The sequence below is a fragment of the Pantoea sp. BAV 3049 genome, assembly GCF_009765445.1.
Lineage (GTDB): Bacteria > Pseudomonadota > Gammaproteobacteria > Enterobacterales > Enterobacteriaceae > Erwinia.
Map to the genome: position 1 here is coordinate 2296559 of NZ_WHOY01000031.1, position 13868 is coordinate 2310426.

The window sequence follows — 13868 nt, forward strand, 5'->3', positions numbered from 1 at the left end:
CCCCTAATGCAGCACCGGCGCGTCTTTCAGACGCCCGCAGAGTTCATCCATCACCACCTGTCCCAGAAAGCTCAGGCACGGGGCCGACTTCAGCGGCCCGGCGGCAAGCAGGTCGTCGAGCAGCGCGTAGGCAATTTCCAGACCGCGCTGGCGTCCGTGCTGGCGCAGGTAGAAGCCCTCCAGCTCGGTTTCAATGGCGTGCTCAAGACGCGCCAGCGTCAGGCCGGGATAGCGCTTTTGTTCGCGGCATACGGTCAGCCAGGCGCAGGCCACCGCGCGGCGTGAAAGCGCGGAACGCAGTTCGGGTGAAAGGGTACGAGTGCTCATGGCTCAACCTCCCCGTTCATCCAGCCGTTCTGACAGCGGTTCACCACTCCGTCCAGCTGCTCGGTGATGAGGAAAATCAGCGAGTTCAGCTGCGCCTGCTGTGTGGCCGGTGGCTGCTCGTGGCACTCCTGAAGAAGAGTCATGTCACTGATAAAGCGTCCGGCGTTACGCAGGTGTTCAAGGCGTAACAGGTCGGCGTGAGAAATGGTGGCGTGAGTCATGCGCGTACCTCCCGGACCGGCAGGCGGGCAGCAAGGGACAGCACGTAATCGCGGGCCAGCGGCAGGCGGGCAGCGCGCTCGTCAGCGGCAACGGTGCGGAGCATGTGGATACGCTGCTGGTGTTCACTACGGCGCACGGCAGCAAAGACGAAAACAAACTGAGGGTATGGGGAATTAAGGACCGCAGCCATAAGGGCAAACTCCTTTGTTAGCTTTTTACAGCTACCACCAGAGTTCCTACGCTCAAGGGTGGCAGCCCGGACGGGGGTAGGAATACCGGCAACAAAGGAAACCGGCCAGCCCGAAGGCTGCCCCGCCCGGGCCACCATTACGCAGACGGCACAGCGGAAACAGAACCGCTGCCCGAAAAATGGGTGCACATGGGCACAGACACAAAAAAAGACGCATGGCGCGTCTGGTGTCGCCTTTGTTTCGCTCGGGTTCCTACGCCCGGCTGCCGATTTTGCGACAGCAGAAAGACTGTACCAGGGAATGGCCCCGGCGCGCAAGCCGGGGAACACAGGAAAATGCAGCATGGCGGAAAATCTCAACAGTTGGTGAAGATCATGCCGCCCGTTCCTGACTGCGTGCAGCGATGCGTGCATTCATCCAAGCGCTGACTTCGCTGGCAAGCCACGCGACGTTCTTGCCGCCAAGCGACACCTGCGCCGGAAAAGCGCTGCGGCTGATAAGATCGTAAATGGTTGAGCGGGACAGGCCGCAGACGTGGATCACCTCCGGAAGGCGCATAAAGCGTTCCTGGACCGGGAATGATACCGGCATGGCAGGGGCCGCCGGGGCGGATGAATGAGCGTTTAAAGTCGTGTGCATGAGCTACCTCTTATGTATCCGTTAAGCGCCGCACAGGCGTGTACGGCATCGGGTAGCTCTTTATTTTGCGAATATTTTTGCCGGTGACAACAACAGAAATCTGTCTGACCGGTCGCACAAAAACCACATAAAGCATGGGTGTACCAGAACAGTACTAAATAGTACTAAAGAGGGATAGTAAGGTTTTATCCAATAACTTTAAGTTTGCTCCAGTCGGATTTTAAAAACTACTCATTCTAAAGGGCGAATAAAACCGGAATTCCAGCGATGAACAATGGTGAACAGAGGGTGAAGGATTACTTTTTCACTCTTCACCTCTTAATTTACTGTATTTACTATCTTTTTCTCTCTGGTGAAGAATGGTGAAGGATTTATATAAAACTGAAATCTGATAACAGGCTTTAGTGAGACCTTTTTCTGGCTCGCCAGAAGTAATGCTTTTGTCTGGTCCGTCATACAACGCCCTCCGGTAGAAGCCGCTGTGCCAGACCCGGCACAATTGACTTACTGAAACCAGCCGACAGGAAACGAGATGGCACTTAAATGTCCCGAATGTGGTCAGGTAGCCCATACCCGCACCAGCGCTTATGAAGCGCCCTCCGTAAAGCGTACCTGGTACCAGTGCCAGAACCTCGACTGCTCCTGCACCTTCACCGCGCTGGAGAGCGTCGAGAAAATCATCATGAAGCCGCACAAGCCCGCAGCGGCAGAGCCGGAGCCGCAGAATGACGTACCGGTTCGCCAGCCGCAGACGCTGGGCCGCTATGGTTCAGCAAGCGCCCGCAAAGACCGTCACGCACAGCCCTGACAGAGAGGAAAAACAGCATGACACAGCAGAACATGACAGAAGAAGAGATGAAGACAATCGCTGAACTCGTTGGCTCGCTCGTAGCAAAAAGCCAGAAACCGCTGCAGGATGCGGGGTGGCTCATGAAGCTGCCCGAGGCCGACGTTATCAGCCATACAACCAGGCTGGTGAAGGATCTTCCCGCAGGCTGGCAACCCCGCGTACAGGACCTCCAGTGCAAAATGCTGGCCTGGCTGGAGGCAAAGCAGGCAGAAGCCGCCGCTGAGGACAGCATCAGCGCACTGCGCCAGCGTAAGGCCGAAACGGAGCAGACCAGCCAGGACAACCGGGCGCGCTTTCGTGAACTGCTTGAGCAGAACGGCGGCACCGTCACGCCGGAAATGAAGGCGCTGCGCGCAGAATATCTGGAGCAGCAGGAAACGGCATCTGACCTTGCCGGACTGATTGCCGAAAGGGAAAAACAGCTGCCCGCGCTGGCCGACGCCACCGGACGCAAGGCAAATGCCTACGTGTTCTGCCACGAGGGAATCATGGACGAGCGTATCGACACGCTTATTGATGAATTTTTTATCGTCCATGGTGTTGAACTTGGCAGTCTGCTCAGGATGAAGTACAGCCAGTTTGAGCGGAATGGCTCAGTCTATGCGCCGGGCGTTATCGAGGGTGCAAACGACGCGGACACGCTGTATCGAAAATTTGCAGTGAACCTTATTGAAGAGTGGACGCATAAAAAACTGCCGTTGATGTTCCGGGATGACGTCATCAGCCTGTCTGGCGCTTACCCCTTCAGGGGAGCAAGAACCGACCGGCGCAAGCGCAAAATTTTCTGAGTCTCTGTTTAAATTCCCGCAGATGCCCGGCAATGTGCCGGGCTTTTTTTTGCCTGCTCACACCAGCGTGAGCGTGCATGTCTATGCTGCATGAAAACGCATGAGTCCCAGGCACCCTAAAGCGGTAGCAAAGGCCAGCAGCGGCCCGGCCCGGAGCCACTCATGCAGGTGCATGAAAATCGCTGCATGAAGTGCGCAGGCGTGGCGGGGCTACGAGCGCGCGCTGAGATACTTTATGTATGAGAGTTGATGCTGATTATCAATGCTGCTAATTTGAGATTTTTCTTATCATGGAGTAGATATGGCTAAAAGCGATGATTCTCATCTTGCATTGGAGCAAGTAGATAAACTTTTAATTTTATGTGATGAAGCAATGCGTGCTACGCCAGAAAACGTCAAACGTTTTATTGAGCCAGCACCGGGGGTTTTAGCGCAGTCTAAAGCAAAGCAGCACAGTTTGATTTTTGGCCGAAGAGGATCAGGTAAATCATCTCTTCTACGTAAGGTGGTTGCTGACCTCACCATTGATAGAAGGCCAATCTCATTTGTTGATATGGAGACTTTTAAAGGACATTCTTACCCAGATGTTCTTATTAGCGTTCTAATTAAGAGCCTTCATGAATTTCAACGTTGGCTTGAAACAGCAGCTTTAACGCCAGCTACCAAAACTTCCTTTTGGAATAAGATTTTTGGAAGGGCGCCAGAGAGAAAGCCATTTAATAGAGTCCAAACACACGAACTAATTGAAGAGTTGAAATCAATTATACATGGTCTGGAGGAGAAGCTTTCACAACCTGAAAACATAGATGTTCAAGTAAAAGAAACTATAACTAACTCCCAAGAGGTTGCTGCTAATTTGGGAGTTAAGACTTCAGGGGTTGAGGCTGGAGTGTCAGGTAAAAGAAGCGGAGCAGTCTCTAAAGAGGTAAGTGAGGGCTATAAATCTGCTAAGACAGAGTATCTGCATCAGAATATTTTAAAGTTCCAAAGGTTCTTCAGTAATTTATCCAACCTGTCGGAAGGTCCGGCATATTTAATTTTGGATGATTTATACCATATACGAAGAAGCGATCAGGCTAAGGTTATCGACTATTTTCACAGAATAGCTAAAGGCAATGGTTTATGGTTGAAGGTTGGGACCATAAAGCATCGTAGTGAGTGGTATATTCATACTGACCCTCCTACTGGTGTAAAATTAGGTGATGACGCAAAAGAGATAAACATTGATATATCTCTTGAAAAGTTTACCTCTCTAAAAGAATTTATGAAAAAAATTCTTTCTAATTTAATGGATGAAACTCCGCCTATTACAGTTAACAGTATTTTAAATCCTACAGCTATAGATAGGCTAATAATTGCTTCTGGCGGCGTGACTAGGGATTTTATAGGGATTTTTACAAAAGCCATTAATCAAGCAAGAAATCGTGGAACTGATCATCATCGAGGGCCGAGAATTGGTGCTGAGGATGTCAATTTAGCTACAGGTGAGTATGGGGAAATCAAAAGAGAAGAATTCAAACTTGATGCGGATGAAGATAGGAAGATTTTAGAAGATGCTTTCGCCCATTTAGTGTCATTTTGTTTAAATGATGCTAAATGTAATATATTCTTAATTAATCAAAGATTAGCGGGGCCTGTCAGAGATGCAATAGATCAGTTAATCGATTTAAGATTAATTCATTTAGTGCAATCACGAGTTACTCTGAAAAAAGGTGCAGAAGGCTTAGTTTTTCAGGCTTTTATGTTGGATACGAGTGAATACACCGCCTCCCGAAAAGTTCACGGTTTGGAATTAATCGATCTTAACTCTAAGAGTTTTGGTGAGGAAATCAGAAAGAAAAAACTTCTATATGAAGGAAGATAGAAAAGTAGGCGCCTATAATTAGGCGCCATATTAACTTCTCATTTCTATTTGACGGATAGGGAGAGAATGCGAAGAGCTAATATTTTAGGTGATTATTCATCACATTAAAGCATTTTTATATTAATGTGCGTCCATTGCAAAAAAACGTAACTACTCTTCTCAATATATCTAAATTCACTTGCTTTATTGGGTGCAAATCCATGATCTTAAATGGCGCGCAGTAAAGGGCTATTATATCGTCGAGACTTATTTTATTGATATTAATAATCTAATCCTTGTTGCCACTTCTAACAGCGGGATAACATAAACTCCATCCCTTGCCATTCGGTGAATACATAAAAAAGTTGCGGAAATTACCTAACCCTTTTTTTGATCACCTAATCAATGTTGTTCACGCATTCCTGATTTAACTCAGCCGTGAATGAGGGATGAGCGTTCTGGTGAAATAATTGATTCAACATAAGCAGGGGCTAATTATTCACAGTTTGAAACTCTCTCTCCCCACCATTCCATGAGCTCTTTCCTTTGAACGAGATAAGTTGAGCGGTTATATGCTCTGCGAACTTCATTTTTATCACTATGAGCTAAGGCTGCCTCAATGACATCTGGATTGAATCCAGCTTCATTTAAGGCTGTGCTGGCAATCGACCGTAGCCCATGTGCAACGAGTTTTCCGCCGTATCCGATTCGTTTTAAAGCGGCATTAGCGGTCTGGCTATTCATAGATTGTTTTGGATCATTTCTACTTGGGAAAACGTGTTCGCGATGTGCACTTATAGAATTCATCAGTTCAAGAATCCCCAAAGCTTGAGGCGATAAAGGAATGATGTGCTCTCTTTTTGCCTTCATTCGTTCTGCTGGAATCGTCCAAAGCCTTTCATTGAGGTTTATCTCTGACCATTTTGTACCCGAAGCCTCCGCAGGGCGCACTAAAGTTAGGAGTTGCCATTCTATTAAACAACGAGTTGTTAGAGACAAGTTCGACATAGTTAAAGATCGCATTAAATTAGGCAGTTCTTCTGGTCGCAACGTAGGCATGTTCTGCTTTTTTGGTTTTTCAAAAGCCATCCCAACACCTGATGCTGGGTTTGCATCAATCAAACCGGTGTTGACCGCGTAAATCATTATCTCGTTTATACGTTGAACCAATCTGCGAACCGTCTCTAATGCTCCACGAGCTTTAATTGGCTCAAGTGCCTCAACTAAAGCCCTGGCTTTGATTTGTTGAACAGGAATTCCACCAACGGCAGGGAACACGTCTTTCTCTAATGAGCGCCAAATGTCTTTCGCGTAATCAGGTGTGACGCTTTTGCTTTTAAGCTGAAACCAATTAGCAGCCACAGTTGAGAAAACGCTATCCAGAGCAATCTGTTTCTGCTCCTCTGCAACCACTGCCTGTACTTGCGGATCGATCCCATTAGCTAAGAGAGCAAGATAATCCGCCCTCAAGCTGCGTGCATTGGCGAGCGTAAGGGCGGGAAAGGCACCTAATCCGATCATTGTCCGTTGCTTCGTGGCGGGGCGTTGATAGCGGAAGCGCCAAAGCTTCTTGCCGCTGGTTTTGATGACCAAGAAAAGCCCGTCACCATCATGCAAAGTCAAATCTTTGTCATCTGCTTTAGCGCGTAGAACTTCTGTATTGGTTAATGGGCGTGTAGTCCTTGCCATGTCTACATTTCCTGCATGAATTGGTATACGGAATTGGCATACATTCTATCGTATACCAATTCGTATACCAATTATCACTGGATTCAGGCGGATCGTCTCGGAAGATTACAGACACAAAAAAGCCCGCAGGGCTTGTGCCGTGCGGGCTCTTAGGACTTCTGCGGATGGCACTGGAACCATCTTTGAAGAATTTTGGTGGAGCTGGCGGGAGTTGAACCCGCGTCCGAAATTACTACACCGTCGGCACTACATGCTTAGTCCAGTCTTTACATTCGCCGGTTAGCTGCGAACGGACACGCCACTAACAAACTAGCCTGATTAGGTTTAATGCTTCAGCCCCAGGCAGGACATCCACACGATCTCTTTTGGGTTTGACCTCTCTTGATCCCCGTCCTAAGAGCGGAGGCTAGGGAGAGAGGGCTCTGAGCAGGTTATTAAGCTGCTAAAGCGTAGTTTTCGTCGTTTGCAACTATTTTTTTGCGGCTTTTAACGAGGCAAACCGCCCCTCGGCATGCTCCTAGGGCTTCGCAAATCCCGTCGAATCCAGAATCAGCCCCAAGTACTGTGAAGCAGTATATCAGAAAACGTCGTCTGCGCCAATGGCTTAGCGGTTAGCGTGTTTCATGATACGTGCTTTGTCGGTCTTCCACTCGCGATCTTTAATGTCATCACGCTTGTCGTGCTCTTTCTTACCTTTTGCCACGCCGATTTTCAGCTTGGCCCAGGCATTTTTCCAGTACAGCGACAGCGCCACGACAGTGTAACCATCACGGTTTGCTTTACTGAACAGATTTGCAAGCTCACGCTCTTTCAGCAGAAGCTTACGGGTACGGGTTGGATCGCAGACCACATGCGATGATGCGCCAATCAGCGCCTGGAAAGTGGCGCCGAACAGAAAGGCTTCACCGTCACGCAGCATGATGTAGCTCTCACTGATATTGGCCTTACCGGCACGGAGAGATTTGACTTCCCATCCCTGTAGCGAAAGCCCCGCTTCGAACTCTTCTTCAATGAAGTATTCATGACGGGCCCGCTTGTTCATGGCAATGGTGGCGGAACCGGGTTTATGTGCTTTTTTCTTTGTCATAGTGCAACTTAGTGTACATGAAGCGGTGATTGATGGCATCCCCTGTAACAACAGCGGCAGGGAAAAGCGCTATTTTAGCAGAACGCTGACGGCTGAGAATTTTTGTTTGATCGCCGGCGATGGTATTATTGGCAGGTTTAAGATTAACAGGAAACGCTATGTCTCAGATTAGTCGTTCCGCGCTGGTGCCCTACAGTGCAGAGCAAATGTTCCGGTTGGTAAACGATGTGGATGCCTATCCGGAATTTCTTCCAGGGTGTACCGGCAGCCGGGTACTTGATGCCAGTGAACAGCAGATGACGGCGTCGGTGGACGTTTCCAAAGCCGGTATCAGCAAAACTTTTGTCACACGAAACACGTTGACTGACAATCAGAGCATTCACATGCAGCTGGTTGATGGCCCATTTCGCAAACTGACCGGTGGCTGGGAGTTCACCGCGCTCAGTGAAGATGCCTGCAAGGTTGAGCTGAACCTCGAGTTTGAATTTACCAATATGCTGGTGGAAATGGCCTTCGGACGAATATTCAAAGAACTGGCCAGCAGCATGGTGCAGGCTTTCACCCGCCGCGCCAAAGAGGTTTACAGTGCCTGATATTGCCATTGAGGTGGTCTATGCGTTGCCGGAAAAACAATATCTCTACACGGTAAATGTGGAAGAGGGTGCCACCGTAGAGCAGGCGATCAGGGCTTCCGGCATTCTGGAGCTGCGCACTGATATCGACCTCGCCAGCAACAAGGTGGGTGTATTCAGCCGTCCGGTGAAGCTGAATGATGAAGTTCACAGCGGTGACAGAATCGAGATTTATCGTCCCCTGCTGGCTGACCCGAAAGAATTACGTCGTCAGCGTGCCGAGCGCGCCGCAAAAAATAAGGCGCCCTGAGCGCCTTACTGTTTTCCTTCCGATCTGCGGCCATCGCAGCCCGGCCGCGACTCCACTCAGCTTTTGTTGCTGCTCAGATTCGGTTTGTTATCGATGTTGGTCAGCGTGCCATTTTTGTCAAAGGTCAGCGTCAGCGTCTGCTGAGTCACTGGCTCGTGGCCTGGCTCCTGACGGAACACGTAATACCAGACGTTGCTGCCAAACGGGTCACGCATCATCGGCGTGCCCAGGGTGTAGGCCACCTGCTGTTGAGTCATGCCGTTATGGATTTTAGAAACGTCATTAGCAACCAGGTAGTTACCCTGGTTGATATCTGGCCGGTAAACCACTCGCTCCAGAGTGGAACATCCAGCGGTCATCATCAGAAGAACCACCGCCGCAGCAGTCAGCGTTTTACAGCGCATAAGTATCTTTATTCCTTTTAGGGCCAACAATCTGGCTGCATCGAAACTCGCGACGATAACAGCGTAAGAAGTCGATGATAATAAACCTTTCCGCAGTTTGAAACCTCTACGGAGCATGGTTATGACCACAGGCACCCAAAAAAGTGCGGCATCAGGCTGCTAAAAGCTCTTTCGCATTCGCCAGCGTGTTGCGGGTTACTTCACTTCCGCCCAACAGACGCGCCAGCTCCTGCAGGCGGGCTCGTTTATCGAGCGGCTGCATATGGGTCTCCGTCATCTCTCCATCGGTCTCTTTGCTGACGTAAAAATGATGGTTGCCACACCCTGCAACCTGCGGCAGGTGGGTTACGCACATGACCTGAGTAGACTCACCTAACTGGCGCAGCATTTTGCCCACCACCGCGGCGGTTGGGCCGCTGATGCCCACATCCACTTCATCGAAAATCAGTGCCGGAGTATCCATTTTACGGGCAGTAATCACCTGAATGGCTAAAGCAATGCGCGAAAGCTCGCCGCCTGAAGCAACTTTGGACAGCGGCTGCAGCGGCTGGCCAGGGTTCGTACTGACCCGGAAGTCAATCCGGTCTGCCCCTTCTGCGGTGAGGTGGTCTGCGTTGAACTGGACTTCAATACCCAACTGGCCATGAGGCATCGACAGCGCGTTCATACTCTCACCAATCAGCCGGCTAAGCTCCTGCGCATAGTGCACGCGGCGATGATGCAGTTTCTCAGCACAAGTCAGGGCAACCTGATGATGCTGCGCAACAATCAGCGCCAGCTCATCCTGATCGCTTTCCTGCTGATTAAGCAACGCCTGCTCTTCCAGCAGCTGCTGGTGAAAGACGGGGAGCTCTTCCGGTGAAATGTGGTGCTTACGCGCCAGAGAAATTTGCCGGGAGAGGCGCTGTTCCAGCTCATGCAGGCGGTTAGGATCCAGATCCAGCCGCTCACAATAATGGCGAAGCTCATCGCTGGCTTCGCTGATCTGAATGGCGGCCTCGTCAAGCAGAGTGCAGACGCCACTGAGTTTGTCATCCATTGCCACCAGTTCACTGAGCAGTTGATGGGCAGTATAGAGCTGGTGTTGCAGCGTGGTATCTTCACCATCAGCCAGCAGCATCAGTGCCTGCTGGCTGATGGACAGCAGCTGCCCGCTGTTCGCCAGGCGCTTATACTCTTCGTCAATTTGCTCATATTCCCCTGCCTGTGGGGCGAACTCATTCAGCTCTTTCAGTTGATACTGAAGCAGTTCGCGCCGTGCTTCACGCTCCTGAGACAACTGCTGATGCTGAGCCAGAGTCCGGCAGCTTTGATGCCACTGGCGATAGCTGCCAGCCATCTCCTGCAACAGGCTGTTCTCTCCGGCATAACCGTCCAGCAGAGTTTTCTGGTGTTCTGGTTTCAGTAACAGTTGATGAGCATGCTGCCCGTGGATCTGAATCAGGAGTTGACCCAGGTCGCGAAGCTGTGAAAGAGGAACAGCGGTGCCATTAATAAAACCGCGTGAACGACCATCGCTGCTAATCACACGGCGTAACAGGCACTCATTGCCTTCATCCAGCTGATTATCGAGCAGCCACTGCAGGGCGGAGGGGGTATCTTTCAGAGAGAAGCTGGCGCAAATATCCGCGCGAGTTGCGCCCTGCCGCACCATATCTGCTTCAGCACGGCCGCCCAGGCACAGACCCAGCGCATCGATAGCAATAGATTTTCCCGCACCGGTTTCGCCAGTGATGGCGGTCATGCCGCGCTGAAAATCGATTTCAAGTTCACGAACAATCGCAAAATTACTGATGGTCAGTTGTGCCAGCATAGTTAGCGTTCCTGTATGAAAACACAGATATGGTTTTTCATACAGTATATACTGGTTTTATAACCAGTAAAGTAGCTGGCGCTGGATTTTAAAACAATTTTTTTGACCAGCCCAGTTTGGAGCTCAGCGTATTGAAATAATTGTAGTTTTGAGGATGGATCAAATTCAGATGATCCTCGTTTCTGCGGATCAACACGTCTTCCCCTTCCTGAATTGGCAGAGCAATCTGGCTGTCACAGCTCACTTCCAGATCGCTGCGCATATGGGAAAAACGCAGGCGGATAGTGCTACTGCTGTTGATCACCAGAGGGCGCGCGGAAAGCGTGTGTGGAAACATCGGCACAATGGCAATGGCATCCAGCGAAGGCGTCAGTATCGGACCGCCTGCAGAGAGTGAGTAAGCGGTAGAGCCTGTTGGAGTGGAAATAATCAGGCCATCTGAACGCTGCGAAAAAGCAAAGGTCTCGTCGATATAGACCTCAAACTCGATCATGTGCGCCACTTTGCCCGGGTGAAGCACCACTTCGTTAATCGCCGTGCCAATTCTCGGGTCTCGCCCATGCCTGCAAACCTGGGCTTCGAGCAGAAAACGGCTCTCCGTGATGTATTTTCCTTCCAGCACATCGGCCAGCTGCTGTTGGGCATTGTCCGGGTCAAGATCCGTCAGGAACCCAAGGTTGCCACGGTTAATCCCAATCACTTTAATGTCGTAGCGGGCCAGCACCCGGGCCGCTCCCAGCATATTCCCGTCGCCGCCGACCACCACTGCCAAATCGGCCTTCTGTCCAATCTCGGCCAGCGTTCCGGTTTCCACATCGGAGAGGTTCAGCTCACGGGCAATCTGCTGCTCGATAATCACCTCATAGCCCTTTGTCGTCAGCCAGCGGTAGAGCATTTCGTGCGTCGTCAGCGCGGTAGGATGGCGCGGATGCCCCACAATACCAATGCAGTTGAAATGGTTGTTCATGATGCTGGCGTTCCTCATGAGGTAAACTACCTCAGACAATGTGACCGGTTCCCTTGAAACCGCAATTCTGATCCCCATAATAAGCGAACCAGCGAGATGAATGTGCACAAACGCGGAGAATTTCATGAGTAGTAAAGAACAGAACACACCAAACGAGCAAGTCTCAGACGATATTGAGATGGAGCAGACGCAACACCAGGACGCAGAGACAGCCGAAGGGGTGGATCCGCGTGATGAGCGTATCGCCGAGCTGGAAGCCCAGTTGGCTCAGGCGCAGGGCGGCGTGCGTGAAGCACAGCTGCGTGCTCAGGCTGAAATCGAAAATATCCGTCGCCGTGTCGAACTGGACGTGGAAAAAGCCCACAAATTTGCCCTGGAAAAATTCGCCAACGAGCTGCTGCCGGTGATCGACAGCCTGGAACGCGCGTTGGAAGTGGCAGATAAAGAAAATCCTGAACTGACCGCGATGGTTGAAGGGATTGATCTGACACTGAAATCCCTGCTGGGTGCGGTGCGCAAATTTGGCGTGGAAGTGGTTGGCGATGTCAATGTGCCATTTAATCCGGAAATCCATCAGGCGATGTCGATGATGGAATCTGACGAAGTGGCTCCTAATCACGTGCTGATGGTGATGCAACGTGGTTACACGCTGAATGGTCGCCTGCTGCGCCCGGCGATGGTTGCGGTCTCTAAAGCCAAAGCGTAGTTGCCCGCTGAAAGTAAAAAAGCACCTATGAGGTGCTTTTTTTATTGCTGTCGCTCTGGTCTGGCAGAACGGGCGTCCAGTTAATGGGTTTTTCTCCGTGCTGAGCCAGCCACTCGTTGGTTTTGGAGAAGTGTCCGCAACCAAAAAAACCACGGTGTGCCGAAAGCGGGGAAGGGTGCGGAGCCTGCAGCACGTGATGACGCTTCCTGTCGATAATCGCGCCTTTTTTCTGCGCATGCGATCCCCACAGTAAAAACACCACGCCATCACGATGCTCATTGATCGCCGCTATCACGTTATCGGTAAACGTTTCCCAGCCAAAGCGAGCGTGGGAGTGTGCCTGTCCGGCTTCAACTGTCAGCACCGTGTTCAGCAGCATCACTCCCTGCCTTGCCCAGCTTTCAAGAAAACCATGCTGGGGGCGTTCGAAGCCGGGAATATCAGTGAGCAATTCTTTATACATATTGACCAGCGAAGGCGGAACGGCGACACCCGGCAATACGGAAAAGGACAGACCGTGCGCCTGGTTAGGGCCGTGATAAGGATCCTGCCCAAGAATTACTACCTTCACCTCGCTCAGCTCTGTCAGACGAAAGGCGTTAAACACGTCTTTCTGGGGCGGATAAACCGTTTTGCCAGCTGCGCGTTCTTTTGCCACTAACGACAGGGTGTCGATAAAGTAGGGCTTCTCTTTTTCCTGTGCCAGCACGTCGTGCCAGGTCAGTGCATTGACCATATCTGCCTCCTTAGGGGTAACCTGCCCGTAGCTTAACGCGGATCGCCGCAGCTACAAACTTAAAATAAAGTTGAAAATATGCAAAAAAATATGAAATTATTTTTCCTGGCAAAATTGAACTAAATCAAAACGTTGATATATAGTTGCCACTGAGGCATTGGGCGGTTTTGATTTAAATCAAAGTGGCTCTTCCGGCAGGCTGATATACAGGTCGAATAGCATCACTGAATTTTCTGAACGTTGACCTGCTGATAACCTTCAGCACTGACTGCCTGGGAGGCACAATCATGATTACCGGAATCCAAATTACCAAAGCAACCAATGCGGCCCTGCTGAATTCGTTCTGGCTGCTGGATGATGAAAAAGCTGAAGCCCGCTGCGTCTGTGCCAAAGCTGATTACAGCGAAGATCAGGTGGTGTCTGTCAGTGATCTGGGCGACATCGAATACCGTGAAATCCCACTTGAAGTCAAACCTCAGGTACGTGTGGAAGGCGGTCAGCATCTGAATGTTAACGTGCTGCGCCGTGAAACGCTGGAAGAGGCTGTCAAGCATCCTGAGAAGTACCCACAACTGACTATCCGTGTTTCTGGCTATGCAGTGCGTTTCAACTCTCTGACAGCAGAACAGCAGCGTGACGTTATCGCGCGTACCTTTACAGAAAGTCTGTAATAGTGACTGAAAAATCCCGGTTTTCTGCCGGGATAATTGGTTGCGAGTAGAAA

At 50.5% G+C, this 13868-nt stretch carries 17 protein-coding genes and 1 other RNA gene; 7 read left to right on the forward strand and 11 right to left on the reverse strand.

Translation table 11 applies throughout. The features are described 5' to 3' along the window. Nucleotides 1-3 precede the first annotated feature (3 nt). The 4 genes from GSQ70_RS11595 to GSQ70_RS11610 are packed head-to-tail and all read right to left on the reverse strand — an operon-like array spanning nt 4 to nt 1379. Nucleotides 4-327 (reverse strand): DUF5375 domain-containing protein, encoded by a 324-nt coding sequence (locus tag GSQ70_RS11595; RefSeq protein ID WP_158782681.1) that lies wholly within the window; start codon nt 325-327, stop codon nt 4-6. Continuing rightward, nucleotides 324-548, reverse strand: coding sequence for a hypothetical protein (locus GSQ70_RS11600; RefSeq protein ID WP_158782682.1), 225 nt, complete (start codon nt 546-548; stop codon nt 324-326). Before GSQ70_RS11600 ends, GSQ70_RS11595 begins: the two co-directional genes overlap by 4 nt. After that, nucleotides 545-1084 carry a host cell division inhibitor Icd-like protein gene (locus GSQ70_RS11605; RefSeq protein WP_158785291.1) on the reverse strand — a complete coding sequence of 180 codons (540 nt, stop codon included), beginning with the start codon at nt 1082-1084 and terminating at the stop codon, nt 545-547. The genes GSQ70_RS11600 and GSQ70_RS11605 overlap by 4 nt, the downstream gene beginning before the upstream one ends. Nucleotides 1085-1112: 28 nt before the next feature. Further along, nucleotides 1113-1379, reverse strand: coding sequence for an AlpA family transcriptional regulator (locus GSQ70_RS11610; RefSeq protein ID WP_158782683.1), 267 nt, complete (start codon nt 1377-1379; stop codon nt 1113-1115). A gap of 532 nt (nt 1380-1911) precedes the next feature. Between GSQ70_RS11610 and GSQ70_RS11615 the strand changes: the two genes are divergently transcribed. From GSQ70_RS11615 to GSQ70_RS11625, 3 genes are all read left to right on the forward strand, one after another. Next, on the forward strand, nt 1912-2187 hold the full coding sequence (locus tag GSQ70_RS11615; RefSeq protein ID WP_158782684.1) for an ogr/Delta-like zinc finger family protein: 276 nt from the start codon (nt 1912-1914) through the stop codon (nt 2185-2187). Nucleotides 2188-2204: 17 nt separating this feature from the next. After that, the gene (locus tag GSQ70_RS11620) at nt 2205-3017 is read left to right on the forward strand and encodes a hypothetical protein (RefSeq protein WP_158782685.1); all 813 of its coding nucleotides are present in this window, start codon (nt 2205-2207) and stop codon (nt 3015-3017) included. 301 nt (nt 3018-3318) lie between these two features. After that, a complete protein-coding gene (locus tag GSQ70_RS11625; protein ID WP_158782686.1) occupies nt 3319-4881 on the forward strand; it encodes a hypothetical protein in 1563 nt (520 codons plus the stop codon). 474 nt (nt 4882-5355) lie between these two features. Here the strand turns inward: GSQ70_RS11625 and GSQ70_RS11630 are convergent, their stop codons facing one another. The 3 genes from GSQ70_RS11630 to smpB all read right to left on the reverse strand — a co-directional run bounded on the left by GSQ70_RS11630 (nt 5356) and on the right by smpB (nt 7636). Next, on the reverse strand, nt 5356-6549 hold the full coding sequence (locus GSQ70_RS11630) for an integrase domain-containing protein (protein ID WP_158782687.1): 1194 nt from the start codon (nt 6547-6549) through the stop codon (nt 5356-5358). A gap of 193 nt (nt 6550-6742) precedes the next feature. Further along, nucleotides 6743-7106, reverse strand: a transfer-messenger RNA (tmRNA) gene (ssrA, locus tag GSQ70_RS11635). A 47-nt stretch (nt 7107-7153) separates the two neighbouring features. Then, complete coding sequence (gene smpB, locus GSQ70_RS11640) at nt 7154-7636, reverse strand: SsrA-binding protein SmpB (RefSeq protein WP_158782688.1); 483 nt, start codon at nt 7634-7636, stop codon at nt 7154-7156. A 158-nt stretch (nt 7637-7794) separates the two neighbouring features. On the opposite strand from smpB, the gene GSQ70_RS11645 reads away from it, so the two are divergent. Next, nucleotides 7795-8229: a type II toxin-antitoxin system RatA family toxin gene (locus GSQ70_RS11645; RefSeq protein ID WP_199257253.1), complete on the forward strand. Its 435-nt coding sequence runs from the start codon at nt 7795-7797 to the stop codon at nt 8227-8229. Further along, nucleotides 8222-8518 carry an RnfH family protein gene (locus tag GSQ70_RS11650; RefSeq protein WP_158782690.1) on the forward strand — a complete coding sequence of 99 codons (297 nt, stop codon included), beginning with the start codon at nt 8222-8224 and terminating at the stop codon, nt 8516-8518. Before GSQ70_RS11645 ends, GSQ70_RS11650 begins: the two co-directional genes overlap by 8 nt. Before the next feature lie 56 nt (nt 8519-8574). On the opposite strand, the gene bamE is transcribed toward GSQ70_RS11650, so the two are convergent. From bamE to nadK, 3 genes are all read right to left on the reverse strand, one after another. Further along, on the reverse strand, nt 8575-8922 hold the full coding sequence (gene bamE / locus GSQ70_RS11655; protein ID WP_158782691.1) for an outer membrane protein assembly factor BamE: 348 nt from the start codon (nt 8920-8922) through the stop codon (nt 8575-8577). Between the two features lie 151 nt (nt 8923-9073). Next, the gene (gene recN, locus GSQ70_RS11660; RefSeq protein ID WP_158782692.1) at nt 9074-10735 is read right to left on the reverse strand and encodes a DNA repair protein RecN; all 1662 of its coding nucleotides are present in this window, start codon (nt 10733-10735) and stop codon (nt 9074-9076) included. Between the two features lie 88 nt (nt 10736-10823). After that, on the reverse strand, nt 10824-11702 hold the full coding sequence (gene nadK, locus GSQ70_RS11665) for an NAD(+) kinase (RefSeq protein WP_158782693.1): 879 nt from the start codon (nt 11700-11702) through the stop codon (nt 10824-10826). Nucleotides 11703-11826: 124 nt separating this feature from the next. Here nadK and grpE point away from each other — a divergent pair, with 124 nt between their 5' ends. After that, entirely contained in the window at nt 11827-12408 is a 582-nt protein-coding gene (gene grpE / locus GSQ70_RS11670) for a nucleotide exchange factor GrpE (protein WP_158782694.1), read from the forward strand. Between the two features lie 25 nt (nt 12409-12433). On the opposite strand, the gene ung is transcribed toward grpE, so the two are convergent. Further along, nucleotides 12434-13144: a uracil-DNA glycosylase gene (gene ung, locus GSQ70_RS11675; RefSeq protein ID WP_158782695.1), complete on the reverse strand. Its 711-nt coding sequence runs from the start codon at nt 13142-13144 to the stop codon at nt 12434-12436. A 287-nt stretch (nt 13145-13431) separates the two neighbouring features. Between ung and grcA the strand changes: the two genes are divergently transcribed. Further along, entirely contained in the window at nt 13432-13815 is a 384-nt protein-coding gene (gene grcA / locus GSQ70_RS11680) for an autonomous glycyl radical cofactor GrcA (RefSeq protein ID WP_158782696.1), read from the forward strand. Nucleotides 13816-13868 lie beyond the last annotated feature (53 nt).

What these genes read in the sequence shown, in the direction of transcription:
- nadK (WP_158782693.1), bottom strand. Translation starts at nt 11,702, where the DNA reads ATGAACAACCATTTCAACTGCATTGGTATTGTGGGGCATCCGCGCCAT.
- GSQ70_RS11610 (WP_158782683.1), bottom strand. Translation starts at nt 1,379, where the DNA reads ATGCACACGACTTTAAACGCTCATTCATCCGCCCCGGCGGCCCCTGCC.
- GSQ70_RS11595 (WP_158782681.1), bottom strand. Translation starts at nt 327, where the DNA reads ATGAGCACTCGTACCCTTTCACCCGAACTGCGTTCCGCGCTTTCACGC.
- bamE (WP_158782691.1), bottom strand. Translation starts at nt 8,922, where the DNA reads ATGCGCTGTAAAACGCTGACTGCTGCGGCGGTGGTTCTTCTGATGATG.
- grpE (WP_158782694.1), top strand. Translation starts at nt 11,827, where the DNA reads ATGAGTAGTAAAGAACAGAACACACCAAACGAGCAAGTCTCAGACGAT.
- GSQ70_RS11625 (WP_158782686.1), top strand. Translation starts at nt 3,319, where the DNA reads ATGGCTAAAAGCGATGATTCTCATCTTGCATTGGAGCAAGTAGATAAA.
- grcA (WP_158782696.1), top strand. Translation starts at nt 13,432, where the DNA reads ATGATTACCGGAATCCAAATTACCAAAGCAACCAATGCGGCCCTGCTG.
- smpB (WP_158782688.1), bottom strand. Translation starts at nt 7,636, where the DNA reads ATGACAAAGAAAAAAGCACATAAACCCGGTTCCGCCACCATTGCCATG.
- GSQ70_RS11630 (WP_158782687.1), bottom strand. Translation starts at nt 6,549, where the DNA reads ATGGCAAGGACTACACGCCCATTAACCAATACAGAAGTTCTACGCGCT.
- GSQ70_RS11615 (WP_158782684.1), top strand. Translation starts at nt 1,912, where the DNA reads ATGGCACTTAAATGTCCCGAATGTGGTCAGGTAGCCCATACCCGCACC.
- recN (WP_158782692.1), bottom strand. Translation starts at nt 10,735, where the DNA reads ATGCTGGCACAACTGACCATCAGTAATTTTGCGATTGTTCGTGAACTT.
- GSQ70_RS11645 (WP_199257253.1), top strand. Translation starts at nt 7,795, where the DNA reads ATGTCTCAGATTAGTCGTTCCGCGCTGGTGCCCTACAGTGCAGAGCAA.
- ung (WP_158782695.1), bottom strand. Translation starts at nt 13,144, where the DNA reads ATGGTCAATGCACTGACCTGGCACGACGTGCTGGCACAGGAAAAAGAG.
- GSQ70_RS11620 (WP_158782685.1), top strand. Translation starts at nt 2,205, where the DNA reads ATGACACAGCAGAACATGACAGAAGAAGAGATGAAGACAATCGCTGAA.
- GSQ70_RS11600 (WP_158782682.1), bottom strand. Translation starts at nt 548, where the DNA reads ATGACTCACGCCACCATTTCTCACGCCGACCTGTTACGCCTTGAACAC.
- GSQ70_RS11605 (WP_158785291.1), bottom strand. Translation starts at nt 1,084, where the DNA reads ATGCTGCATTTTCCTGTGTTCCCCGGCTTGCGCGCCGGGGCCATTCCC.